Here is a 23,053-nt window from a genome sequence, read left to right as displayed (position 1 = left end):
TCATCGCACTAAATAGGGTTTACGCGGTGGTTTTGGCATATTTACGGGTCCTTGCTCCACAGGGAAATCTCCCATCAAATAAGGGTGCATTCCCTGATTCTTGAGGTTTTGCAAAAATTGACCAAAACCACCAAGGTCAACCATTGTCGGAGCCTCGCTCAATCTTCGATGATGCGACATGCCAATTTCATCAACAATGGTCTGAATTGGTTCCATCGGAGCTTCGATGAACTCGGCCATTGTCCAAATACGTACGCGCGCCTTGGTATATTGTGAGCGTAGTATCTTTAAATGCTCACTCTCGATACGCTGCAACCGAGCAGCTTCTTTTCGTAAATCAGCGAAATTTCGGTTGGACTTGAACAACGGTACTGCCCAAGCTCCAGAAATAATCGACACCTGTGCATTGGGGTCGCGTGCGACCAGCCAATTAACATCCTGATTGTCATCCGGGCCAAACTGAAAACACTGTCGTTCCCCGCGGGTATTCCATATCAGGTTGGTTAGAAAACTCTCGGCATTGTAGTCGCGGGTTTTGGCATTGTCGCTTAGGGCTCCGTTAATCAGACTTTGACCGTCAGCGAACTCGGCCCGTTCGGGTGAAAACAAATGCCCGTGAACTCGAGAGCCAGTTGCCTGCCCAAGCCAAGATTCAAAATCCTCGAACAGCTCAGTGAACCCCTGAAACACGGAGTATGGATTTGAAGTAATCCCATTTTCCGCGCCATGTCGTGGCATTCGGCTTTGCATGTACAACCCGGCGCGCCCTCGTGTTCGCCGCTCAACAGCTTTGGCAAAGATCCGGTCAATCTTGCCCGGGTTGGGCTCTGTTTTTTTCATCGCCCCGGCCTGGTCAGTCAGGAAGGCCTGGTACAAACGTTCGGCATGTGGCCAAATTTTGCGTGCGACAAAGCAGTCCGACCGCCGCAACAGCTGCAAGTGGTCGTCGTAAAAGATATGCGGTTTGCCCTGAAAGTCGAACTTAGACAAGGTCAACGATCGGCTTTCTATGTTACCCGAATATTGCCGAACCAATGTCTGGTAATAACTTTCGTCTGGGATCCATACCTTGCGAAAATATCGGTCATACGCAGCCCGTTCTGGGTCTTGCAAGATGGCTGACAAGGTTTGGCGCGTCAGGCACCACCACTGGCTGCCCATATGAGGGACCAACCCGGTTGGAATTCGACGCTTCATTCTGAGCTTACGTTGCAGCACAACATAGCTGTCAAAAAGCTGGCGGTGCTTTTTCCATGAGAATGGAAACCGTAGAGTAAACCGTTCAGAATCCAGACCACCAACCGTCCACGGCACATCTGCTGTGGTTGCACTTTCGATAAAGTCTGTCCGCGGGCGCGCCGCGAGATAATCGATCAACTCTTGAACCGGGCGCAACGGGAGGCATGACCCCGACGTCAGGTACACATGGTGCACCCCGGCAAACTCTGCCAGCATTAACTCCGAGGCACTTTGGGAAGCTGCTACGATACCCCAAGTGCCCCACTCACACCGATGGCGCCGTGAAAACCGTACCAGCGGATCATCTGCCAGAGATCTGGAAAAGGCCTGATATGCTCTGGCTGAAACGTTGCCATCCACGTGTAGCACCACGGGGCACCCGCCCGCAGTCCAATGGCGCACCACCTGTTCGGCGCGATCCAGTGCCGTATGCACCAACATGACAATTCCGACGGTGCTCATGCCCAGTTTCCCTTGGACATCAATCCTAGAATCTCAAGTTGCCTCCAGTTGATATACTTCTCGCTCCACTGGCACCACAGGTCCGGCTGCCCCTGCAGTGTATTTGCATATGCCTTGTATTCGGCAGATCCGGCATAGTGTTGCTTACGCGTCATTTCCTCGGCTGCCTTAGCTGTAAAGGTGTCGAGAAACTTAGTATGCAGCAACGCACCACTGGCTTTTTCACCGCCGTCAGTCTCGTATACCTGGTTTAATCCGCGTGGCAGCAGCGTATGGGTTGAACTGACAAAGGCGTAACGGCGATCCCATTTCACCAGTGGGATCTTATTCAACGCCGGTGCTTTTTTCGGCTCATCTGCAAAGAACACCCGGCGTCGAGGGCCACCTTGGATCCACAGATTGCCATAAGTTGGGTTCTTTTTGACCGAGTAGTTTCCGCTGTCGAACCACGGCGCAATTTCGAGCGGGTTTTGCCCCGATTTATAAGGCACCTCATCAACGCGCCCTTTGGGGTAAACATCAACCAGCATGGCGGCAAAACTGCGGATTGCCGAATTGTCCAGCCAATCGGTAAGTGCCCGGATAGGCCGGGTATCGCAGAAGGGGTAGATAAAGAATTCGTCCGGATCGACCACCAGCACCCAATGCCCATGCGCGTATTTGCGCTTTAGGTAGTTCATCCAGTCGACACCAAAAGTGGCGCGTTTGTAACTCGCCGTGGTGTGCCAAAGCGAGACATCTTCTTGGCCGCGCAGATACTCTTCCGTGCCATCAGAGCTCTCATTGTCCACGATTAGGAAATGATTGACGCCCAGGTTCCGGTAGTAGTTCAAAAAATACGGCAGTCGGATTTTTTCATTTCGAACCGTCGTTACCAGCAAGATGTCCGCAGGTAGAATTTTCTTGGTGTTGTTTTGAACTGCGCGCAATTCGTCAGATTTGCGCAGCGCACGCAAAATGCGCCGCTTACGCCGCACTCGCATCCGATAAGAATCCCAAAGGCTCAATGTTTAATCCATCCACAACTCGGGGGAACCCCATCGGATCATCCCGACCCAGTGTTTCTTGGTATTATGTCACGTATGTCTTTCTGGAATCAATGGATTTAGAAAGCGTTATCTGTGGATCTCAAATCCCGGTTTTCGCCGTAAAAACGACGGGCTAGAAAGGCGTTACCATTGTGGCGCGCGCATCAATCCCAGCTCTTCCAGCTGGGTATTGTCACGTAACTTAACAGACCCTAAATGCCATAGATCCGGCGCGTCTGAGAGATGGTCATAGTAACGATCAAAGTCACCAGGTGTATGAAAATGCTGCTGACGCTGTTTCTCAATTTCCGATTTGGAAACAATTTCCGGCAAAAACTTTGTATGCAGCAGCACGCCCGACGGCTCGTCCCCGCCCGGTCCGCTGTAGAGCTTGTTCAAACGCGGTGGCAAAACGGAGTGTGTTGAATTGACATAAGAATAACGTCGTTTCCATTTCACGAGTGGGGTTTTATTCAGTGTCGGAGAACGCCCAGGGTCATCAGCATAGAAAACCCGCTCACGAACGCCCCCCTGCACCCAAAGATTGCCCATTGGTTCTTGTCGCACCGATCTATACGGCGACGGGTCAAACCACGGCAGAACCTCGCGTGGATCTTGACCCGGCTCATAGGCCGCTAGGTCAAGTTTTCCTTTGGGATACAAATCCAGCATCAAGGCACCAAACCCATCGCGCCCATGGCTGCTCAACCAAGCGGTCAGATCCCGCAAGTCATGTGTATCGTCGCTGCCGTAAACCAGCAGCTCATCGACATCGACAGTCAGGCACCAATGGTCATGCCCATATTTGATTTGCAGCCACGTTAGCCAATCCAGTCCAAATCGCGAGGCATGATAGCTATGGGCAGTGTACCAAATCGAAACATCCGACTGCGCAGCCAGATATTCCGAGCTGCCATCATCGCTGTTGTTGTCCACCACCAAGAACTGCGTCACACCCAAACGGCGGTAATGCTCTAGAAAATAGGGCAGTCGCGTGATTTCGTTGCGCAATACGACAAAGGCTAGAATGCCGTCCGACTGGATCGTGCCGGTACGATCAATCACGGTCCTTAGCTGATGGCGCGCACGCCAGGATCGCCACAAAGCTCGCCGCCGTCGCCAGCGCAGACGATAGGCGTCACGCCAGCCTATCGGTTGCTCCGAAGGCGCTGGCACTATCACGTCAGGACTCGTAGTGGCCGATTTGGTGCCAACCCCAGGCGTCCTTGATCATAACGTCCAGCGTTGACCGGGAAGGACTCCAGCCCAGTTCTTGCTCGGCACGAACGGATCCCGATACCAATTTGGTACAATCCCCTGCCCGTCGCGGCCCAATGGTATAGGGCACCTCGCGATTGGTGACGCTGCGTGATTGATCAATCACTTCTTTCACCGAAAACCCGGTACCGGTGCCAAGGTTAAATACCTTGCTACCCTTGCCGTCCTGCAACCACGTTAGGCCCAGAACATGGGCATCCACCAGATCACAGACGTGCACATAGTCACGAATACAAGTGCCATCGGGGGTGTCATAATCGGTGCCAAACACTGTCAGCGCATCGCGCTTACCCTCGATCGCGTCCAGCATCAGCGGCACCAAATGGGTCTCAGGGCGATGGAATTCACCAACCTCACCCTCGGGATCCGCACCTGCAACGTTGAAATAGCGGAAAATCACCGAGCGCAGTCCATGTGCTGCCTCAAAGTCGGTTAGGATGTTTTCAACCGCGCGCTTGCTGGCCCCATAGGCGTTCAAGGGCTGTTGCGGCGTGTTTTCATCCAACACAACATTATCATGTTCACCATATGTGGCGCAGGTCGAGGAAAACACAAAGTCCAGACAGCCAGCGGCAACCGCAGCCTCGATCAGGTTCAGCGACCCAGCAACATTGTTGGCCCAGTAACGCCCAGGCTCGCTCATCGCTTCGCCAACCTGGCTAAGAGCTGCAAAATGCATCACTGCGGCTGGTTGGTATTTGGCAAACACTTGGTCCAGCCGGGCGCGATCAGCCAGATCGCCCTCTTCGAATGGGCCGAATTTAACAGCATCTTTCCAGCCTGTGACCAGATTATCAAAAACAACAGGCGTAAAACCCGCTGCTTTCAATGCCTTGCAAGCATGCGAGCCAATGTAACCTGCACCACCCGATACCAGAATATTTGCCACTATTTATTGTGCCTTCTATTATTAAACGCCGTTCAGCGCCTTTACTCTGCTGCCTTGTTGACCTGATGAATACCATCAAGATAGCGGCTCAGATCATCGCGCAGGTCGTCGCGGGCCAGTGCGAAGGCCACCGTTGCCTGCAAAAAGCCAGCTTTAGAGCCACAATCAAACCGCTGCCCACGGAAACGATAGCCATAGACCGGTACATCACTGCCAATATCAGCGGCAATCGCATCCGTCAGCTGGATCTCACCGCCGGCACCGGATTTGATTTTGTTGAGATTGCGCAGCACAGATGGCTCTAGAATATAACGGCCAATGACCGCCAGATTTGAGGGTGCTTCTTCCGCTTTGGGCTTCTCAACCATACCGTTGATTGAAACCACAGCTCCCATGTCTTCTTTGACATCCAGAACCCCATAAGACGAAGTCTGCTCGGGGGGGACTTCCATTGCTGCAACCATATTGCCGCCAGTTTCAGCATATGCTTCAACCATTTGCTGCAGGCAGGGCGTTTCCGCCGCAATCACATCATCAGGCAGAATCACTGCAAAAGGTTCGTTGGCAATCAAGCGGCGGGCGCACCACACCGCGTGGCCAAGACCCAAGGCTCTATGCTGACGAATATATGCAATTGCACCGGAATCCATATAGGTGGATTTCAACACATTGAGCAGCTTGTCCTTGCCCTTTTTGCGCAGCTCTTGCTCCAGCACCGGAGCGTGATCAAAATAATCCTCTAGTGCGCCCTTGCCGCGCGATGTGACAAAGATGAACTCCTTGATCCCTGCGGCACGTGCCTCATCAATGGCGTATTGCACCAAGGGGCGATCAACCAAAGTCATAATTTCTTTGGGAACAGATTTAGTGGCTGGCAGAAAACGTGTCCCCATGCCCGCAACAGGAAAAATCGCCTTGGTCACTTTTTTACGCATATCAAACTCTCAATATCTCACTCATTTTAGTACGTCGAAAACCGTACCTCGAACACAGAGCACCATCTGCAATATTCAAACTATAGATGCGATATCATCTCACCAACAATCCAAACGGATAAGGACATATTCCTGCGTATACATAGTCGATTCCCCATTTACACGGGGATAATAGGCCCAGAGTACGTCAAACCTGTTAAGCGTGACCCATTTCTCGCATCATTTGCTCCAACCGCGGGACATCTTCGGGATTGTTGAGTTCCCAAAACTGTCGTCCTCGCGCTTCCACTTCCACACAAAGCAACGTTCGGCCATTTTCCATAAACCGCAGTTGCTCCAATCCTTCCAAACTTTCCAACGGACCGGATTCCCAGCGCGGATAGGCCCCAAGAGCCGCTGGCCTGTAGGCATAGACACCAACATGGTGAAACACCGGTGTTGGGTCTTCGTCGTTATAGACAGTCGACGTAAACGGTATGACTTCCTTGGAAAAATATAACGCGTGTCGGTCTTTGGTAAACACTGCTGTCGTACCGCCGACCCTGTCAGCCTTGCGATCCTCCAGAAATCCATTCAGTGCCCGGCCATCACATCGCAGCACTGGTGTGGCAACTTCCGCCATTGGATCACCTTCAAGACCTTTGATCAGATCCTCGACAAACCAATGCGGTGTCAATGGTGCGTCCCCCTGAAGGTTCACCACGATATCATAGCCACCGCCCAAGGTATCGAACGCCTCGGCACATCGTTCGGTCCCGTTCACGCAGTCAGACGATGTCATCACCACCTCGGCACCAAACCCTTGTGCTGCAGTTTGGATCTGCTCATCATCGGTGGCCACGACAACCCGATCCACCCCGGAAACTGCGGTGGCTGCACGCCACGAGCGCTCTATCAACGAACGTTTTTCACCGGTGGCTCCGGTCAGTTCCACCAATGGCTTTCCGGGATAGCGGCTGGATGCATAACGAGCGGGTATGACGATCAGAACGGACATCAGGCCTCCTTTAGCTCCACACCAGGCGCATAGGCGATAAAGAATGGATTGGCGTAGTCGTCTTTACCGTACATCAGCGGAGTATGGTCATCAAATCGAACCACTTTCCCGCCAGCTCCGGCCAGCACTGCGTGACCTGCGGCTGTGTCCCACTCCATTGTCCGCCCAACGCGCGGGTAAACATCCGCCTCGCCAGTTGCGACCAGGCAGAACTTCAAAGACGAGCCCGCACTTTTACTGTCTTTCACATTGTATTTGCCGATGTAGTCATCCGTCGCCTGATCGCGGTGCGATTTGCTGGCCACAACCATGAGCGCCGCATTGTCACTGTCCGCGACACGGATCGGGTTCACGGTACCCATGTTCTCTGGGTCAAATGGGCCAACCTCTTCTACGGTTGAGCCGTCAGCAAGAGTGAAGAACATGCGTTCTTTGGCTGGCGCGTAGACAACACCACGCGTGGGTGTTCCCTTTTCCACCAGGGCAATATTGACGGTAAAATCACCGCGACGGTGGATAAACTCTTTGGTCCCATCCAGCGGATCAACGATCAAAAAGGTATCACCTTTGATCTTATGCGAGTCTGCCTGCTCTTCGGTTACCAACATCAGATCTGGGAATGCCGCCCGCAATCCAGCAGAGATCAAAGCATCCGCGGCCTCATCCGCGGCTGTCACTGGACTATCGTCCGATTTTTGCTTCACCTCAAAGTCGTCTGAATTGTAAATCTCCATGATCTTATCGCCTGCTTCGATGGCAAGGCGCCGGATCACTGGTATTAGGGCATCATAAGTCACTAAGAGTCTCCACCGTAGAGGAATTGTTGAAACAGGGCGTTTTTCCTCTTATGCTCGCGTGGCAACGGAACAGCAAGAAATCCGTGCTAGTTTCGAGTAAAGTTACAAAGCCGCAGGTCACATGTTCCGTCAAAACACCCAACCGTCCGCGTTTATTGGCTTCCTCTCTATGTGCGAGGTGGTGTTTCATTCGGTCGTGCGTAGCGTGCGATCAAAGCACAACAATGCCTTCATGGCTTTGGGTCTAAACCTTATGCAGACCCTACTCATGGTTGCTGCGTTTTATGTGATGTTCTCATTGCTGGGAATGAAAAGCTCTGCCGTTAGGGGGGATTTTCTTCTATATGTTATGTCTGGCATCTTCCTGTTCATCACCCACACCAAAGTGGTAGGCGCTGTAGCCGGGGCCGAAGGTCCTAGCAGCCCGATGATGCAACACGCACCAATGAATACCATGGTGGCTATCCTGTCTGCAGCGATTGGGTCGCTCTACATTCAGGTTCTATCGATGTTCCTTATTTTGTTCGTTTACCATGTCGCCATCACACCGGTGCATATTGAAGAGCCGATCCCTGCTTTTGGCATGGTCCTGCTGTCCTGGGTTGCCGGCATAGGAGTTGGCCTGATCCTTTTGGTGCTTAAGCCCTGGGCACCCAACTTTGTGTCGATTGTTACAACTGTTTATCAGCGCGCCAATATGATCGCATCGGGCAAGATGTTCCTGGCCAATATGTTGCCAAGTTACATGCTAGCGATGTTCGACTGGAACCCGCTATTCCACTGCATTGATCAGGCACGGGGATATGTGTTCATCAACTACAACCCCCATCACAGCAATTGGGAATACGCTGCCTGGGTGGCGCTGGTTTTGATTATGATCGGCTTGATGGGTGAGTTTTATACGCGCCGCCACTCCTCCATTAGCTGGAGCGCACGCCGGTGATTCGAGCAGTCGCGTATCTCTTGATGTGCTGGTTTTGCGCATTGCCAGCGTTCGCGCAGACTTTTCCTGCCCTGCATGATGTCATTGGCGTAGCACATAACGATAAGCTCAATATCCGTAGCTCGCCCAGCGCCTCGGCTGAAATTGTTGGCGCCTTTACTTGGAACGACACCGACATCGAAGTCGTCAGCTTAGGCCCAAATGGGAAATGGGGTTTGGTAAACGTTGGCGAAAGAACAGGCTGGGTATCGCTAGGCTTCCTTCGCGAGTCGGACAACGATCCTGACTATATTTTAACCCGAGAATTTCAATGTTTTGGGACGGAGCCGTTTTGGTCGCTGAACATCAGCCAAGGACAAATGGCTGTTTATTCAACACCCCACGACGACAGCCAGAAACTTTCTGCTGGTCTGCTGCAATCAGCAACCAACCGCTCTGCGCCGCTGCTTCTTGGCCTTGGAAATGATCATGCCGCAATTATCCGACACGAAGCTTGTAGCGATGGAATGTCAGACCGCGCCTTTGGGCTATCGGTCAATTTTCTAACACCTGACGATGGGCTTAGCCTTATGACTGGCTGCTGCTCTCTCTCCCCCTAAAGCCGCACAAAACAGCTTCAGACGTCTCGCCATCGGTTTAGCAGCCAATACCATTGATCTGGGTCTTTGCGGATACGCTCTGACAGGCTGTCATTAAAGGCCTGCGTCATAGCCTCGGCATTGCCGCGCTTGATCGGCTCCTCGAACTCTACCGCAAAGTCATTTCCGTCGCCGGTACGCGTTCCAAATGCGGGTACCATGGGCAGATCATATTTAAGCGCCAATTGTGCCGCTGCCAAAGAGGTCTTTGCAGACAAACCCAAAAACGGCAGCTTTGCCCCATCCGGGTGTTTCTCATCCAACAGAATGGCAACAACCCCACCGTCTCTCAAATGACGAACCAGCGTTTTCGTACCGACCCGCCCAGTTTCCATGATCGGTAGCCCACCGGCTTCGATTCCAGCAAGCAGACGCCGTTGGTAATGCCGATTGCTCTGCCGACGATAAACCGCACCGACCTCGATCCCGCGCGCCTTGAGCGAGGCGCGAACCGCCTCCCACTGGCCAAAGTGGCCAGACACAATTATGGCTCCTTTGCCTGCCGCCTGAGCCTCTTCAATCGCCGCGAGGCCCGATCCGGAAACGTGAAAGCGATTCAACCGCGTATGGAACTCAGCGTTATGATAGATCTCGAACAGGGTGCGCCCCATGTTCTGCCCCATGCGCCGACGCAATGAGTTGCGCTCGCGTCGTGTCATTTCGGGGAAAACCCGCTTAACTTCGCGATTGAATCGGCCCCGAGCAATCGGGAACCAGCGCAAAAGGCCCCCAACCGCGCGTCCAAGCGCAGCTGAACGCCTTTCAAACGAACGCCATCGCGAAACCGTTAACATGGACCAGAGGGGGACATACCTGACATGTTGCCAAGCGTATTTGACCGGACGTGTAATCATGGCACCTATATGGGTCGCTCGGACCCCGCCTCCAAGTCTCCAAGAGACAAATTTCCCCCATATGAGGTTCTCATGTCACCACCCTCATCGTTAGATTGATTCGCCCGCCTTTTGGTAACAACCGAGAGGACTTGAAGCGAATCCTGTCCACCCCGTGATAAGCCAACCTTGCCTCCGCTCCCATAACAACCACGTCTCCAGAATTGAGCCAGATTGTTTCCGTCTTGCCACCACGCGTTTGACTGCCCATTCGAAACAACCCGTCATCCCCAAGACTTATCGAAACAACCGGATACGAGAAATCTGCTTCATCTTTATCCTGATGCAGTCCCATTTTCGCGCCTTCACCGTAATAATTCAGCAAACAGCACTCTGGATCACGATCCACCTTGGCAAGTTGTCGCCATATTTCCAAAACCTGATCCGGGATTACCGGCCAAGGTTGCCCCTTGGGGTGGGCATCCGCGTAGCGATATCCTGACGCGTCCGAGTACCAGCCAAACTGCCCAGCCGAGGTCATTCGTACAGACATCTGTGCACCGCCAGGAACACTGGGTGAAAACAACGGCGCAGCTTTTAGAACCGGACGCAAAGCATCAACAAGCGCGCGTTGCGCCGCCATATCCAGCGAGCCTTTATGAATTTCGAACCCGCGCAGCCGCAGCTTGGTCATCGCATTATTCCATTATTAACCAAGCCCATTCAAAAAACCGCATAGATTCGCGTAAACCGGTGCCATGTGACGGTTGCAGGGCTCATTTCTGCTCCCTATATACGCCGGGACGCACAATGGTGTAGGCCATTGCGCACATGAATCGGGGTTTGGATGCCGAAACGGGTTCTGACCTCGGGTAATCGCCTTAAGAAGTAAAGGGATCAAATAGTATGAGCAAAGTTATCGGCATTGACCTGGGTACCACCAACTCTTGTGTGGCTATCATGGACGGATCGCAGCCTCGCGTTATCGAAAACGCAGAAGGCGCCCGCACAACACCTTCGATCGTTGCATTCACTGACGACGAGCGCCTGGTTGGCCAGCCTGCAAAACGCCAGGCCGTCACCAACCCAGAAAACACTGTTTTTGGTGTCAAACGCCTGATCGGCCGTCGTTTTGACGATGCAGCCGTCGCAAAAGACAAAAAGATGGTGCCATTCGCTATCGTCAACGGTGGCAACGGCGACGCTTGGGTCGAAGCCCACGGCGAGAAATATTCGCCTTCGCAAATCTCTGCCTTCACACTGGGCAAAATGAAAGAGACCGCCGAGAGCTATCTTGGCGAAGAAGTCACTCAGGCGGTTATCACCGTTCCTGCGTACTTTAACGACGCACAGCGTCAGGCCACCAAAGACGCCGGCAAAATTGCTGGTCTTGAAGTTCTGCGTATCATCAACGAGCCGACCGCGGCTGCGTTGGCCTATGGCATGGACAAAGAAGAAACCCAGACTATTGCGGTTTATGACCTTGGCGGCGGCACCTTCGATGTGACCATCCTGGAAATCGACGATGGTTTGTTCGAAGTTAAGTCCACCAACGGTGACACCTTCCTAGGTGGTGAAGACTTTGACATGCGCATCGTCAACTACCTGGCTGAGCAGTTCAAAAAAGAACACGGTGTTGATCTGTCCAAAGACAAGATGGCTCTGCAGCGTCTGAAAGAAGCAGCTGAAAAAGCCAAGATTGAACTGTCCTCGGCATCGCAGACCGAAATCAACCAGCCGTTCATCTCGATGGGCAAAGACGGCGCGCCGCTGCACATGGTGCTGAAACTGACCCGCGCCAAGCTGGAAAGCCTGGTTAGCGATCTGATCAAAGCCTCGCTGAAGCCTTGCGCCGCCGCATTGAAAGATGCTGGCCTGTCCGCCAATGACATCGACGAAGTTGTTTTGGTTGGCGGTATGACCCGCATGCCGCGCGTCACCGAAGAAGTCAGCAAGTTCTTTGGTAAAGAGCCACACAAGGGTGTGAACCCTGACGAAGTTGTTGCCATGGGCGCCGCCATTCAGGCCGGTGTTCTGCAGGGTGACGTCAAAGACGTTGTACTGCTCGACGTGACACCTCTGTCGTTGGGTATTGAAACTCTGGGTGGCGTGTTCACACGTCTGATCGACCGCAACACTACGATCCCGACTAAGAAGTCGCAGGTGTTCTCGACCGCCGAAGACAACCAGAACGCCGTGACCATCCGTGTGTTCCAGGGTGAACGTGAAATGGCTGCGGACAACAAGATCCTTGGCCAGTTCAACCTAGAAAGCATCCCGCCAGCGCCACGTGGCCTGCCACAGATCGAAGTGACCTTTGACATCGACGCCAACGGTATCGTGTCGGTTGGCGCCAAAGACAAAGGCACCGGCAAAGAGCAGCAGGTCACGATCCAAGCATCCGGTGGTTTGTCAGACACTGACATCGAACAGATGGTGAAAGACGCTGAAGATAACGCTGAGGCGGATAAAGAGCGCCGCGAGCTGATCGAAGCGAAGAACCAGGCCGAGAGCCTCATCCACTCGACTGAAAAGTCGATGGAAGAGCACGCCGACAAGGTTGACCCAACCACCATCGAAGCAATCGAACTGGCGATTGTTGCGTTGAAAGACGAGATCGACACCGACAACGCCGAGAAGATCAAAGGCGGCATCCAAAACGTGACCGAAGCGGCCATGAAGCTGGGTGAGGCGATCTACAAAGCGGCAGCAGCCGAAGAGGGTGAAGAGCCAAATCCGGCAGATGGCCCGGTTGAAGATGATATTGTCGACGCCGACTTCGAAGATCTGGACGACGACAAACGCGCCTAAGCGACGAACCAAGGCCAAGGCGGGCCGGTCCGAATTCAGGGCCGGCCTACTTTCGTTGAGGCAGAAGGGATAAACCGATGTCCAAGCGTGACTACTACGATACTCTAGGCGTGGCCAAAGGCGCCACTGCCGACGAAATCAAAAAAGGCTATCGCAAGAAAGCCAAAGAACTGCATCCCGACCGGAACCAAGACAATCCGGACGCTGAATCGCAGTTCAAAGAGGCCAACGAGGCCTATGACGTACTGAAAGACGGCGACAAGAAAGCCGCCTATGACCGCTTTGGTCACGCCGCCTTTGAAAACGGCATGGGTGGTAATGGCGGCGGACGTCCAGGCCAGGGCTTTGGCGGCGGCGGTGGTGACTTCTCCTCGGCCTTCTCTGACGTGTTTGACGACCTGTTTGGTGACTTTATGGGTGGCCAGCAGCGTGGTGCAGGTGGCGGTGGCCGACGTGCGTCTCGCGGTGCAGATTTGCGCTATAACCTCCGCGTAACACTCGAGGAATCATTCTCGGGACTGCAAAAAACTATCAACGTACCGACAGCAGTCAGCTGTACCTCGTGCGAGGGAACCGGCGCCGAAGGTGGTGTCGAGCCCACAACCTGCCCAACCTGTTCCGGCATGGGCAAGGTGCGTGCGCAGCAGGGTTTCTTCACCGTTGAACGTGGTTGTCCGACCTGTTCGGGCCTCGGTCAGGTTATCAAGAACCCCTGCAATAGCTGCGGCGGCCATGGCCGGGTTGAAAAAGATCGTGCGCTGTCGGTCAACATCCCGGCTGGTGTCGAAACAGGCACCCGCATTCGTCTGTCCGGCGAAGGCGAAGCAGGCATGCGTGGTGGCCCTCCGGGCGATTTGTATATCTTTGTCGAGATGGCACCGCACAAACTGTTCGAGCGTGATGGTCAGAACCTGTACTGTCGTGTGCCTGTAAGCATGGCCAAGGCTGCGCTGGGTGGTGCCATTGAGGTTCCAACCATCGACGGTGGACGTGGACGTGTGCAGATTCCCGAAGGCAGCCAATCGGGACGTCAGATGCGTCTGCGTAGCAAGGGCATGCCCGCCCTGCGTGGCGGCGGCCCTGGTGACATGTTTATTGAACTCGCGGTGGAAACCCCAGTGAGCCTGACTTCGCGCCAAAAAGAACTGCTGCGCGAGTTTGAGGATCTGTCCGAGGATACCACAAACCCCGAGTCTGGTAGTTTCTTTTCCTCGGTGAAAAGCTTCTGGGATTCGATGAAGAACTAATCTCGATTCTTCTACCAAACAAAGCTAGGGCGTCACCATTTTGGTTGACGCCCTTTTTGCTGTCATTAACCTTTTATCAACCATGGCGCTAGCATCCTACACTAATGACACGGCGAGGTGCCTTTGAGGACACGACACTGCCGCTGTTCCAGGGCAGTGACGAGGCACCCGTGGCGCCTCTACCAAAAGGACGGCTTCCATCTTACATTCAGGACCACCGCGCCCGTCTACGTGAGCGCTTTGTTCAGGGCGGTGCAGAGGCCATACCTGACTATGAATTACTTGAACTGGTACTATTCCGCTCGATCCCACGTCGCGATGTCAAACCTTTGGCTCGCGCCCTCTTGGACAAGTTCCAAGATTTCAACCGGGTAATCACAGCACCTGCCGAACGCTTAGAAGAAGTAGCGGGCATCGGCCCTGCAGTGATTATCGATCTCAAAGTACTTGAGGCTGCGGCCCATCGCATGGCACGCGCGCGTGTTATGCAACGGCAGGTCATCTCAAGCTGGGACGCCGTTCTGGACTATTGCCACACCACAATGGCCCACCGAGAAACCGAACAATTCCGGGTGCTGTATCTTGACCGCAAAAACGTTCTGATCGCGGATGAAGAACAGGCAAGGGGCACTGTCGATCATGTGCCCGTCTACCCTCGCGAAGTTGCCAAACGCGCCCTGGAGCTCAATGCCAGCGCTCTGATCCTGGTGCATAACCATCCTTCCGGAGATCCGACCCCTTCGGACAGCGACATCGACATGACAGACCGTATAAACGCTGCACTGGTGGCCTTGGGGATGGTGTTGCATGACCACCTGATCATCGGCAAATCCCGTGAGCTTAGTTTCCGCACAGAAGGTTACCTATAGCCGGAAAACGGAGCTGTCAGTGCACCCAAACCTCAACACGGCGGTTCACCTGCCGTCCCCAATCACTGTCGTCACAGGCCATTGGCAAAGCCTCACCAAAAGCTGCAACATCAATTTGCAAACGGTCCAAATTTGCGGTTTCGGCCGCTTTGATAACTGCGTCACGCACAGTTTCTGCCCGCTTCATGGCAATTTTTCGGTTTCCCCCTGCCGGCCCTTCGCCATCAGAGAATCCAACAAACATCAACTGCTTGGTGTCATAAACACCCACCTCCAACGCGCGGGCCAGCTGTTCGATATTGGCTCTCGACTGGGCATCCGGCCGCGTCGACCCGGTTTCAAATCGGAATGAAGTCGTCAAACGTTTCATTCCTCCCAGAACAGAAATCAAACGCTGCAATTCAGCCAGTTCGACCTCGGCACCAGCAGATTCAATAGCATTGGCCAGACGTCTCCCCTGGGAGTTGACTGAAATTAGCTCGGGGTCCTGATCAACAAAACCAGCACGCCGTATCACATTTTGAGCTCCCGGACCGCGCACATAGCTCAGAAAGTCACGCGCAACCTTGGGCAACCGGCGAGCGGGGAGATAAAGAAACATAGGGGCAGTTAGCGGGTAATCTTCAGTTTTAATAGCACGACGTCCAACAGCCAGGTCAAACCCGCATGATCCTGTCAGTTTCAAAACACGTGCGGTTCCGGTCTCAGAATAGCTGCCAATGCCAATCGCAAATGGATCAATCGCCACAGATCGAACCAGATCGCTGCTCCTATCATGGCGGCGAAGATCTTCGGATAGCTGCAGTTTAGCCGGTGCTAGGACCCGGTCTTCTACCGCCTGAGCAAGGCCCGACCCGGAAACCGGAAGGTGAATGGAAATAGGCGCGTCTGGACCGCCAAGATCCCTCCAGTTGGTAATTTTTCCGGCAAAGACCTTCGCCAACTGCGGGACCGAGATGCTCCCAACCGGATTACCCGGTGCCACCACCGGAACCAACGCATCCAACGCCAGAACCCGACTGCGGTTAGGACCGGTCATATCGCCCAGCCCGGCGTCACGGGCCAACTCGCGCTCGGCGGGCCGGATTTCACGTAGCGCCATGACGACATCAGTCTCGTTGGCGAGCAGGTCAGCAAAACCTTCATCCGTGTTGCTGACCAAAAAGGTAAACCTGGAAGCCAGCGTCAAATCATTATGCAACAAGAGGTATTCAAAGTCTCCTCCCGTCAACGCATTGCGACGAGTTTGGTATCCGTTTCTAAGAGCAAACCCTTCAATCAGCGCAGGAAGCAAAGTTTCGGCCATCGTCGAAGACCCAGAGAGCGTGAGTTCAGCAACAAAATCTGAAAGGCTTGGGCACCCAGGTCCATCACAGACAACCCCCGAGCCATCTACTGTTAGCTCTCCGAACTGGGTTTCGACACGGTAGAACTCTCCGTCGAACCCGAGCAGGTCACCGGTAATTTCCACAGCGCCATCAGGCGAGGACAGGGTGACATCCTGTGCCGCTAGCGGAACCGCTGTGCTAAAAAGAAAGAGTGCGGCGCCTACCGCCGCACGATGCCAAGCCATGGTGTACCCTGATTAACTGCAAATCACTTGGCTGCGATTTTCAGGTCTTCCACAAGATTATTCAACACCAGAAAGTCACCAATCGCATTACAATTGGGCATCGATAGAACCAAATCGCGGGTTTGCAGTCCACGTCCTGCTCGCAGCTCTAGAGTTTGCGCTGAAATTTCCCTGCCACAGTTGTTGCCCGAAACCTCTGTTTCGATGCTCAACGTTACGGTTCCGTCTTTGGCCGCCGCATTTCTGTCAAAGCTGTAGATTTCAACCATGCGTGGCGCCAACTGGCTGACATCTCCTAAGCGCAGTACCTGGTTGGTTCCACCATAGGCACTAGCACCAGACCATACGTGGCCGGGTTGACCATATTCAGCACCAAATTCACGTGCGTGTATTTCAAAACCACCGTTACCCGTCCACTGCAATGCAACACGGTCAATCTGATCGAGACCACTGACCTGAGTGGTTGCCACAGCGCCGGGGCCGGAAGGTACCTCGACAATATACACTGCATTTTCAACCAAAGCAGGGATCTGGACCGAAAGCATGCCGTTCGAATCCGTTGTCGCTGTAAACATGAATCCTGAATGATGTACCGTCACTCGCTCGTTAGCATGACATGGCGCTTTAAATATCAGGTCTACCAGAGCTCGTGGAGCTGGCGTTGCCAGAGCTGATACCTCGCAATTGCTCGCAACTGGTTCAGCAATTACGGATGCCAGGGCTTGGGGGGCTTCTACTGGCATCTCAGTGCTAGGTGACTGGGATGTCAGTGTTATTTCTTCCAATTTCAAATCGGGCTCAGCAGCCGTTGTCGCCGGAAGAATACCAGGGGCCTCGACGGCTCCCCATTGCATTGAAAACCCAATACCAAGAGCAGAGACCAAAGTTACCCCGCTCATAGCCAACAATCGTATGTTCAGCATCATTGCCAACCTCACCAGATGTATAAGGACACTATGACGTAAAAAGGCGACCAGTTTATGGCCGCCTTTCGTTTTGATTCAGGCAATTTTAACTAAATCCCCAAGATAGGGCTGCCTATTATGCCAGTCGCCCGTGGCAGTGTTTGAACTTTTGTCCAGATCCACAGGGGCATTTGTCGTTACGTGACGGTGTTCCCCAAGTGGTTGGATCATCCTCAACAAAACCCGGAGCGGCCCCACCAGTCGGAGCTTGTTCAGCGGCAGCAGCGGTCTGCTGCATGGCCGCCTGACGGGCAGCCATCTCAAGCATCATTTTCTTCTGCTCTTCTTCGTTCATCGGACGAATATGGCTCAGTTGCTGACTAACAGTTTCGCGCAACCCATCCAGCATACCTTCAAACAGCTGGAAACCTTCGTTCTTATATTCGTTTAGCGGATCACGCTGTGCGAAGCTGCGGAAGCCAACAACCGATCGCAGGTGCTCCAGCGTCAACAAGTGTTCACGCCACTTACTGTCGATTGTCTGCAGCAAGATCTGTTTTTCGATGTTGCGCATGTTCTCTGGGCCAAAGGCAGCTGCCTTCTTGGCCATCAGCTCATCGCTTTCCTTCATCAGGCGTTCACGGATATCTTCGTCATCCACACCTTCTTCGGCAGCCCAGTCAACCACAGGTGCTTCGACCCCCAGTTTCTCCAGAACTTGCTCCTGCAACCCTTCAGTATCCCACTGATCTGCATAGGTTTTAGGCGGCATATAAGCATCCAGAAGATCGTCAATCACCTCGTAACGCATATCACCGACGATTTCAGACAGATCTGAAGCAGCCATGATCTCACGACGTTGACCAAAGATCACCTTACGTTGATCATTCATCACATCGTCAAACTTGAGCACGTTTTTACGCATGTCAAAGTTGCGACCTTCGACCTTGGCCTGCGCGCGCTCAAGTGACTTGTTCACCCAAGGGTGAATGATCGCTTCGCCTTCTTGCATGCCCAATGTGGTCAGCAATTTGTCCAAGCGCTCCGAGCCAAAGATACGCATCAGGTCATCTTCGAGGCTGAGGTAAAACCGGGTCAGACCTGGATCACCCTGACGGCCCGAGCGGCCGCGCAGCTGGTTGTCGATGCGGCGGCTTTCATGGCGCTCTGACGCCATCACCATCAGACCACCCGCTTCGAGAACTTTCTTCTTCTCTTCTTCGTGCTTTGCCTCTTCTTCTGAACGCAAAGCAACAGGATCAGCTTCGGGGTTTTCCGCAAGTGCGGCCAACACCTTCATCTCGACGTTGCCGCCAAGTTGAATATCGGTACCGCGCCCCGCCATGTTGGTGGCAATGGTCACTGCATTAAGACGGCCAGCATCGGCAACGATCTGCGCCTCTTGTTCATGTTGACGCGCGTTCAAAACGTTGTGCTTAACGTCTTCCTTGTCCAGCAACTGGCTCAGCAGCTCAGATTTTTCGATCGAAGTTGTTCCCAAGAGAACTGGCTGTCCCTTGGCGTGGGCCACCTTCGCCTCGTCGATCATCGCAGTGTATTTTTCAGAAGCGGTGCGATAAACGCGGTCGTCTTCATCTACCCGGGCAATTGGCCTGTTGGTTGGCACTTCGACCACACCAAGACCATAGATTTCAGCGAACTCCTCCGCCTCGGTCAGCGCGGTACCCGTCATGCCTGACAGTTTGTCATACAGACGGAAGTAGTTTTGGAAGGTCACCGAAGCCAGAGTAGTGTTCTCGGGCTGAATTGTGACGTCTTCCTTGGCTTCAATAGCCTGATGCAACCCTTCGGACAGACGGCGGCCTGGCATCATACGGCCAGTGAATTCGTCGATCAAAACAACTTCACCATCGCGAACGATATAGTCTTTGTCACGCTGGAACAGCTTGTGAGCACGCAAAGCTTGGTTGACGTGGTGTACAACACTTGTGCTTTCCGGATCATAGAGCGAGGCCCCTTCGGGCAGCAGACCACGTTCCAGAAGCTGCTGCTCCAGATACTCGTTGCCGTCGTCGGTAAAGGTCACGCCACGCGTTTTCTCGTCCAGCTCAAAGTGATCGTCGCTGAGCAGCGGAATCACCGTATCGATGGTTGAATACAGCTCCGAGCGATCCTCGGCCGGGCCGGAAATAATCAGTGGCGTACGGGCTTCGTCGATCAGAATACTGTCAACCTCATCCACAATCGCAAAGTTGTGATACTTCTGGAATAGCTGATCCAGCTCGGACTTCATGTTATCGCGCAGATAATCAAAGCCCAGTTCGTTGTTCGTTGCGTAGGTGATGTCAGATTCGTATGCGGCTTTCTTCTCGGCCTCTGGCATGTTCGACCAGATAACACCGGTGGTCATACCCAAAGCAGCAAAGACTTTGCCCATCCATTCCGAATCTCGTTTGGCCAGATACTCGTTCACGGTAACCACGTGCACGCCTTTTCCAGTCAACGCGTTCAGATACGCTGGGAACGTCGCAACAAGTGTTTTCCCCTCGCCAGTTTTCATCTCTGAAATACTGCCTTGGTGCAGGAAAGTGCCTCCCATCAACTGCGTATCAAATGCACGCAGACCAAGGGCCCGTCTGGCGGCTTCGCGCACGTTGGCAAAGGCTTCGGGCAGAAGATCGTCCAGCGAGGTGCCGTCAAGCGCGCGCTGGCGCAGCTCTTCGGTCTTTTCCTTCAAGCCGTCGTCACTGAGTTTTTCGAACTCGGGTTCCAGCGCGTTGATCTTTGCGATCAGCGGCTTTGTCGCCTTGATCTTACGGTCATTCGGTGTCCCGAAGACCTTTTTGGCGATTGTTCCGATTCCCAGCATTTGCTCTCCAACGATCCTGTCTTGGGCCCTAATATCCGGTAGGGTTGCCCGCCTTGCCCACAACCCATAGACACGGGTATGAATGACGGTCCTGCCACGGCCACTAAGCGATGTAAGCGGCAGGGTTTACAGTGTCAACGCTATGCCCGTTTGCGGCAACAAAATAGGAAGAATCGAATGCGCAAAGGTCTCACTTTTTTGCCCCGCGTGGCTTTGGCCGCTCTGCTTGCTCTACCCTTGCCTGCTGCTGCAGCTCCACATGCTAATACGGTTGTTGCCGTCGTCAACGGCGAAGAGATCACACTTGGCCACATGATCATCTCGCGTGCGACGCTACCGGCCCAGTATCAACAGCTTCCAGCAGACGTGTTGTACAATGCAATTTTGGATCAGCTGATTCAGCAAACCGCTTTGAAGCAAGCCTTGCACGGTGAAGTGCCACATTATGTTGAACTTTCGCTAGAAAACGAGGCTCGCTCGTTGTTGGCTGCTGATGTGATCGAAATGGTTATGGAGAAGGCTTCAAGTGAAGAAGCGCTGCTAGCCGCCTATGACGAGGCATATTCTGATGGTGATGGCGGCGACGAGTTTAACGCATCCCATATTCTTGTGGAAACCGAAGACGACGCTAAATCGGTAATAATGGAACTGGAAGCCGGTGCCGATTTCGCCCTTTTGGCCCAAGAGCGGTCTACAGGCCCCTCTGGCCCAAGCGGAGGCGAGCTTGGGTGGTTTACCAAAGGCCGTATGGTACCGGAGTTCGAAGAAGCTGTTCTTAAGTTGAAATCCGGCGAAGTCTCAGATCCTGTGCAGACACAGTTTGGTTGGCATGTGATCATCCTTAATGAGCGTCGCAAAACCGCAGCTCCAGAGTTCGAAGCCGTGCGCGGTGAGTTGGCAACCAAGCTGCAGAACGAAGCCGTCGAAGCTCGTGTCACTGAACTGACCACTGCTGCTGAAATTGAACGCCCGGTGATTGAAGACCTAGAGCCTGAAATCCTGCAAAACCTAGATCTTGTAAGGAACTAACCATGGCTCAGTCCCTGCCCCGCTCGCCACTGGCACCTTCGGGTTTCCCTGCTTTGCCAATCATCAAAGGTATCAGGTTTGCTTCGGTTGCTGCTGGGGTGAAATACCAAGGCCGCACCGATGTGATGCTGGCCCAGATGGATCCTGGTACTGCAGTGGCAGGGGTCTTTACCCGTTCCGCAACACGGTCTGCGCCGGTGCGCGATTGTCAGGCCAAACTTGGATCAGCAAGTGCAGACGGCGCGGCTATTTTGGTCAATTCCGGAAATTCCAATGCCTTTACCGGGCATTTTGGCCAAACTTCTGTGGCCGAGATCACTGCAGCCGTTGCTGCCTCAACCGGCCTTCCGGAATCTCGTGTATTTACCGCGTCCACCGGGGTTATAGGCGAGCCCCTGCCCCATGATCGCATTGTATCCAAGATCGCCGAATTAAATGACGGCCTGTCGGAAAATCGAATCGAAGATGCCGCTGATGCGATCATGACAACGGACACCTTTGCCAAGGGCGCATCGGCGCAGGTCGATATTGACGGCCAAACCGTCACGATCGCTGGCATTGCCAAAGGCTCGGGTATGATTGCGCCCGATATGGCAACCATGTTGGTCTACATTTTCACTGACGCGAAGCTGGGCGAAGGCAAGCTGCAGGCGTTGCTGTCAGAGCTCTGTGATCGGACTTTCAATTGCATCACTGTCGACAGTGACACCTCAACATCAGACAGTCTTATGCTCTGTGCAACCGGCGCTTCGGGTATTAATGCCGAGGGCAGCGATGCCTTCGCCACCGCCTTGGAGACAGTGATGCTGGATCTTTCCCATCAGGTTGTTCGTGATGGTGAAGGGGCGACCAAGTTTGTTGAAATTCAAGTCACCGGCGCCCAAACGGATGCTGACGCAAAGATACACGGACTGGCTATTGCTAATTCCCCGCTCGTGAAAACCGCAATCGCAGGTGAAGATCCCAATTGGGGCCGCGTTGTTATGGCAATTGGCAAGTCCGGGGCCGCTGCCGATCGTGATCTGTTGTCGATCTCATTCGGCGATGTCTTGGTGGCCGAAAAAGGCTGGGTTTCGCCAAGCTATCGCGAAGAGGACGCCGCCGCATTGATGAAACAGGACGAGATCATCATCAAAGTTGATCTGGGTCTTGGGAAGGGCAGCAGCACAGTCTGGACCTGTGATCTGACCCATGGCTATATCGAGATCAACGCGGACTACCGGTCATGAAAACTCTTCTCGTTTCGGCTGTGGCCCTGATTGATGTCGAGGGCCGCATACTACTTGCGCAGCGTCCCGAAGGAAAATCCATGGCTGGTCTGTGGGAGTTCCCAGGTGGCAAGATTGAACAAGGCGAAACCCCCGAGGCAGCGCTGGTGCGGGAACTGCACGAGGAACTAGGGATCGACACTTGGAGCTCTTGTCTGGCTCCACTGACCTTTGCCAGCCACAGCTATGAAAACTTCCACTTGTTGATGCCCCTGTTTGCCTGCCGCAAATGGGAAGGCATTCCGCAGCCCAGAGAAGGCCAAACTTTAAAATGGGTGCGGCCTAACGATCTGCGCAATTACCCAATGCCGCCGGCCGATATACCACTGATCCCCATTTTGCGTGATTGGCTGTAGTTCGTTTCAAGCCCTACACCCTGCATCCCACCAAGGTTCATTGGTCTGGTTTAACAGAGTTCTGCCAAACACATTCCAGAACATCCCCGTAAACGGTTTGTTAGTACTGTTTGTGTCAAAATATCG

20 protein-coding genes are annotated in these 23,053 nt (G+C 53.6%); 8 read left to right on the top strand and 12 right to left on the bottom strand.

Going from position 1 to position 23,053, the window contains the following annotated elements; translation table 11 throughout:
- From AC2T28_RS04500 to cysQ, 7 genes are all read right to left on the bottom strand, one after another.
- On the bottom strand, window positions 1-1,701 hold the full coding sequence (locus AC2T28_RS04500) for a DUF5927 domain-containing protein (RefSeq protein WP_486747747.1): 1,701 nt from the start codon (window positions 1,699-1,701) through the stop codon (window positions 1-3).
- Window positions 1,698-2,684, bottom strand: coding sequence for a glycosyltransferase family 2 protein (locus AC2T28_RS04495; protein ID WP_486748019.1), 987 nt, complete (start codon window positions 2,682-2,684; stop codon window positions 1,698-1,700). The genes AC2T28_RS04500 and AC2T28_RS04495 overlap by 4 nt, the downstream gene beginning before the upstream one ends.
- 189 nt (window positions 2,685-2,873) lie before the next feature.
- Window positions 2,874-3,905, bottom strand: a complete 1,032-nt coding sequence (locus tag AC2T28_RS04490) for a glycosyltransferase family 2 protein (RefSeq protein ID WP_486747746.1) — start codon at window positions 3,903-3,905, stop codon at window positions 2,874-2,876.
- A 7-nt stretch (window positions 3,906-3,912) separates the two neighbouring features.
- Window positions 3,913-4,896, bottom strand: coding sequence for a UDP-glucose 4-epimerase GalE (gene galE, locus AC2T28_RS04485; RefSeq protein WP_486747745.1), 984 nt, complete (start codon window positions 4,894-4,896; stop codon window positions 3,913-3,915).
- 41 nt (window positions 4,897-4,937) lie between these two features.
- Window positions 4,938-5,831, bottom strand: a complete 894-nt coding sequence (gene galU, locus AC2T28_RS04480; protein WP_486747744.1) for a UTP--glucose-1-phosphate uridylyltransferase GalU — start codon at window positions 5,829-5,831, stop codon at window positions 4,938-4,940.
- Between the two features lie 196 nt (window positions 5,832-6,027).
- On the bottom strand, window positions 6,028-6,828 hold the full coding sequence (locus tag AC2T28_RS04475; RefSeq protein WP_486747743.1) for a 3-deoxy-manno-octulosonate cytidylyltransferase: 801 nt from the start codon (window positions 6,826-6,828) through the stop codon (window positions 6,028-6,030).
- On the bottom strand, window positions 6,828-7,625 hold the full coding sequence (gene cysQ / locus AC2T28_RS04470; protein ID WP_486747742.1) for a 3'(2'),5'-bisphosphate nucleotidase CysQ: 798 nt from the start codon (window positions 7,623-7,625) through the stop codon (window positions 6,828-6,830). The genes AC2T28_RS04475 and cysQ overlap by 1 nt, the downstream gene beginning before the upstream one ends.
- 121 nt (window positions 7,626-7,746) lie before the next feature.
- Here cysQ and AC2T28_RS04465 point away from each other — a divergent pair, with 121 nt between their 5' ends.
- Both AC2T28_RS04465 and AC2T28_RS04460 read left to right on the top strand, forming a co-directional pair.
- On the top strand, window positions 7,747-8,568 hold the full coding sequence (locus AC2T28_RS04465) for an ABC transporter permease (protein ID WP_486747741.1): 822 nt from the start codon (window positions 7,747-7,749) through the stop codon (window positions 8,566-8,568).
- A 41-nt stretch (window positions 8,569-8,609) separates the two neighbouring features.
- Entirely contained in the window at window positions 8,610-9,167 is a 558-nt protein-coding gene (locus tag AC2T28_RS04460) for a COG3650 family protein (RefSeq protein WP_486747740.1), read from the top strand.
- 17 nt (window positions 9,168-9,184) lie between these two features.
- Here AC2T28_RS04460 and AC2T28_RS04455 read toward each other — a convergent pair whose 3' ends face one another.
- Together AC2T28_RS04455 and AC2T28_RS04450 are read right to left on the bottom strand one after the other, a co-directional pair.
- Window positions 9,185-10,000: a lysophospholipid acyltransferase family protein gene (locus AC2T28_RS04455; protein ID WP_486747739.1), complete on the bottom strand. Its 816-nt coding sequence runs from the start codon at window positions 9,998-10,000 to the stop codon at window positions 9,185-9,187.
- A gap of 130 nt (window positions 10,001-10,130) precedes the next feature.
- Window positions 10,131-10,733, bottom strand: coding sequence for an alpha-ketoglutarate-dependent dioxygenase AlkB family protein (locus AC2T28_RS04450; protein WP_486747738.1), 603 nt, complete (start codon window positions 10,731-10,733; stop codon window positions 10,131-10,133).
- Window positions 10,734-10,945: 212 nt separating this feature from the next.
- Here AC2T28_RS04450 and dnaK point away from each other — a divergent pair, with 212 nt between their 5' ends.
- From dnaK to radC, 3 genes are all read left to right on the top strand, one after another.
- On the top strand, window positions 10,946-12,850 hold the full coding sequence (dnaK, locus tag AC2T28_RS04445) for a molecular chaperone DnaK (protein WP_486747737.1): 1,905 nt from the start codon (window positions 10,946-10,948) through the stop codon (window positions 12,848-12,850).
- Between the two features lie 77 nt (window positions 12,851-12,927).
- Entirely contained in the window at window positions 12,928-14,097 is a 1,170-nt protein-coding gene (gene dnaJ, locus AC2T28_RS04440; protein ID WP_486747736.1) for a molecular chaperone DnaJ, read from the top strand.
- A gap of 104 nt (window positions 14,098-14,201) precedes the next feature.
- Window positions 14,202-14,966, top strand: coding sequence for a RadC family protein (radC, locus tag AC2T28_RS04435; protein WP_486747735.1), 765 nt, complete (start codon window positions 14,202-14,204; stop codon window positions 14,964-14,966).
- Window positions 14,967-14,982: 16 nt separating this feature from the next.
- Here radC and AC2T28_RS04430 read toward each other — a convergent pair whose 3' ends face one another.
- From AC2T28_RS04430 to secA, 3 genes are all read right to left on the bottom strand, one after another.
- Window positions 14,983-16,539 (bottom strand): substrate-binding domain-containing protein, encoded by a 1,557-nt coding sequence (locus AC2T28_RS04430; RefSeq protein WP_486747734.1) that lies wholly within the window; start codon window positions 16,537-16,539, stop codon window positions 14,983-14,985.
- A 23-nt stretch (window positions 16,540-16,562) separates the two neighbouring features.
- Window positions 16,563-17,465, bottom strand: coding sequence for a hypothetical protein (locus AC2T28_RS04425; protein ID WP_486748018.1), 903 nt, complete (start codon window positions 17,463-17,465; stop codon window positions 16,563-16,565).
- A gap of 115 nt (window positions 17,466-17,580) precedes the next feature.
- Window positions 17,581-20,274: a preprotein translocase subunit SecA gene (gene secA / locus AC2T28_RS04420; RefSeq protein ID WP_486747733.1), complete on the bottom strand. Its 2,694-nt coding sequence runs from the start codon at window positions 20,272-20,274 to the stop codon at window positions 17,581-17,583.
- Between the two features lie 177 nt (window positions 20,275-20,451).
- Between secA and AC2T28_RS04415 the strand changes: the two genes are divergently transcribed.
- Genes AC2T28_RS04415 through mutT form a run of 3 tightly spaced genes read left to right on the top strand, consistent with a single transcriptional unit; the run spans window position 20,452 to window position 22,927 of the window.
- Entirely contained in the window at window positions 20,452-21,303 is an 852-nt protein-coding gene (locus AC2T28_RS04415) for a peptidylprolyl isomerase (RefSeq protein WP_486747732.1), read from the top strand.
- Window positions 21,304-21,305: 2 nt separating this feature from the next.
- Window positions 21,306-22,532: a bifunctional glutamate N-acetyltransferase/amino-acid acetyltransferase ArgJ gene (gene argJ, locus AC2T28_RS04410; protein ID WP_486747731.1), complete on the top strand. Its 1,227-nt coding sequence runs from the start codon at window positions 21,306-21,308 to the stop codon at window positions 22,530-22,532.
- Window positions 22,529-22,927: an 8-oxo-dGTP diphosphatase MutT gene (gene mutT / locus AC2T28_RS04405; RefSeq protein WP_486747730.1), complete on the top strand. Its 399-nt coding sequence runs from the start codon at window positions 22,529-22,531 to the stop codon at window positions 22,925-22,927. Before argJ ends, mutT begins: the two co-directional genes overlap by 4 nt.
- The last annotated feature ends 126 nt before the right edge of the window (window positions 22,928-23,053 follow it).

This window comes from Parasedimentitalea nitratireducens, assembly GCF_057444295.1.
This window is presented reverse-complemented; position numbering and strand designations above follow the sequence as displayed.

Coding starts and splice junctions, on each gene's coding strand:
- AC2T28_RS04500 (WP_486747747.1), bottom strand. CDS start 1,701: ATGAGCACCGTCGGAATTGTCATGTTGGTGCATACGGCACTGGATCGC.
- AC2T28_RS04495 (WP_486748019.1), bottom strand. CDS start 2,684: ATGCGAGTGCGGCGTAAGCGGCGCATTTTGCGTGCGCTGCGCAAATCT.
- galU (WP_486747744.1), bottom strand. CDS start 5,831: ATGCGTAAAAAAGTGACCAAGGCGATTTTTCCTGTTGCGGGCATGGGG.
- AC2T28_RS04475 (WP_486747743.1), bottom strand. CDS start 6,828: ATGTCCGTTCTGATCGTCATACCCGCTCGTTATGCATCCAGCCGCTAT.
- AC2T28_RS04465 (WP_486747741.1), top strand. CDS start 7,747: ATGTTCCGTCAAAACACCCAACCGTCCGCGTTTATTGGCTTCCTCTCT.
- AC2T28_RS04455 (WP_486747739.1), bottom strand. CDS start 10,000: ATGTTAACGGTTTCGCGATGGCGTTCGTTTGAAAGGCGTTCAGCTGCG.
- AC2T28_RS04450 (WP_486747738.1), bottom strand. CDS start 10,733: ATGACCAAGCTGCGGCTGCGCGGGTTCGAAATTCATAAAGGCTCGCTG.
- dnaK (WP_486747737.1), top strand. CDS start 10,946: ATGAGCAAAGTTATCGGCATTGACCTGGGTACCACCAACTCTTGTGTG.
- dnaJ (WP_486747736.1), top strand. CDS start 12,928: ATGTCCAAGCGTGACTACTACGATACTCTAGGCGTGGCCAAAGGCGCC.
- radC (WP_486747735.1), top strand. CDS start 14,202: ATGACACGGCGAGGTGCCTTTGAGGACACGACACTGCCGCTGTTCCAG.
- AC2T28_RS04430 (WP_486747734.1), bottom strand. CDS start 16,539: ATGGCTTGGCATCGTGCGGCGGTAGGCGCCGCACTCTTTCTTTTTAGC.
- AC2T28_RS04425 (WP_486748018.1), bottom strand. CDS start 17,465: ATGATGCTGAACATACGATTGTTGGCTATGAGCGGGGTAACTTTGGTC.
- secA (WP_486747733.1), bottom strand. CDS start 20,274: ATGCTGGGAATCGGAACAATCGCCAAAAAGGTCTTCGGGACACCGAAT.
- AC2T28_RS04415 (WP_486747732.1), top strand. CDS start 20,452: ATGCGCAAAGGTCTCACTTTTTTGCCCCGCGTGGCTTTGGCCGCTCTG.
- argJ (WP_486747731.1), top strand. CDS start 21,306: ATGGCTCAGTCCCTGCCCCGCTCGCCACTGGCACCTTCGGGTTTCCCT.
- mutT (WP_486747730.1), top strand. CDS start 22,529: ATGAAAACTCTTCTCGTTTCGGCTGTGGCCCTGATTGATGTCGAGGGC.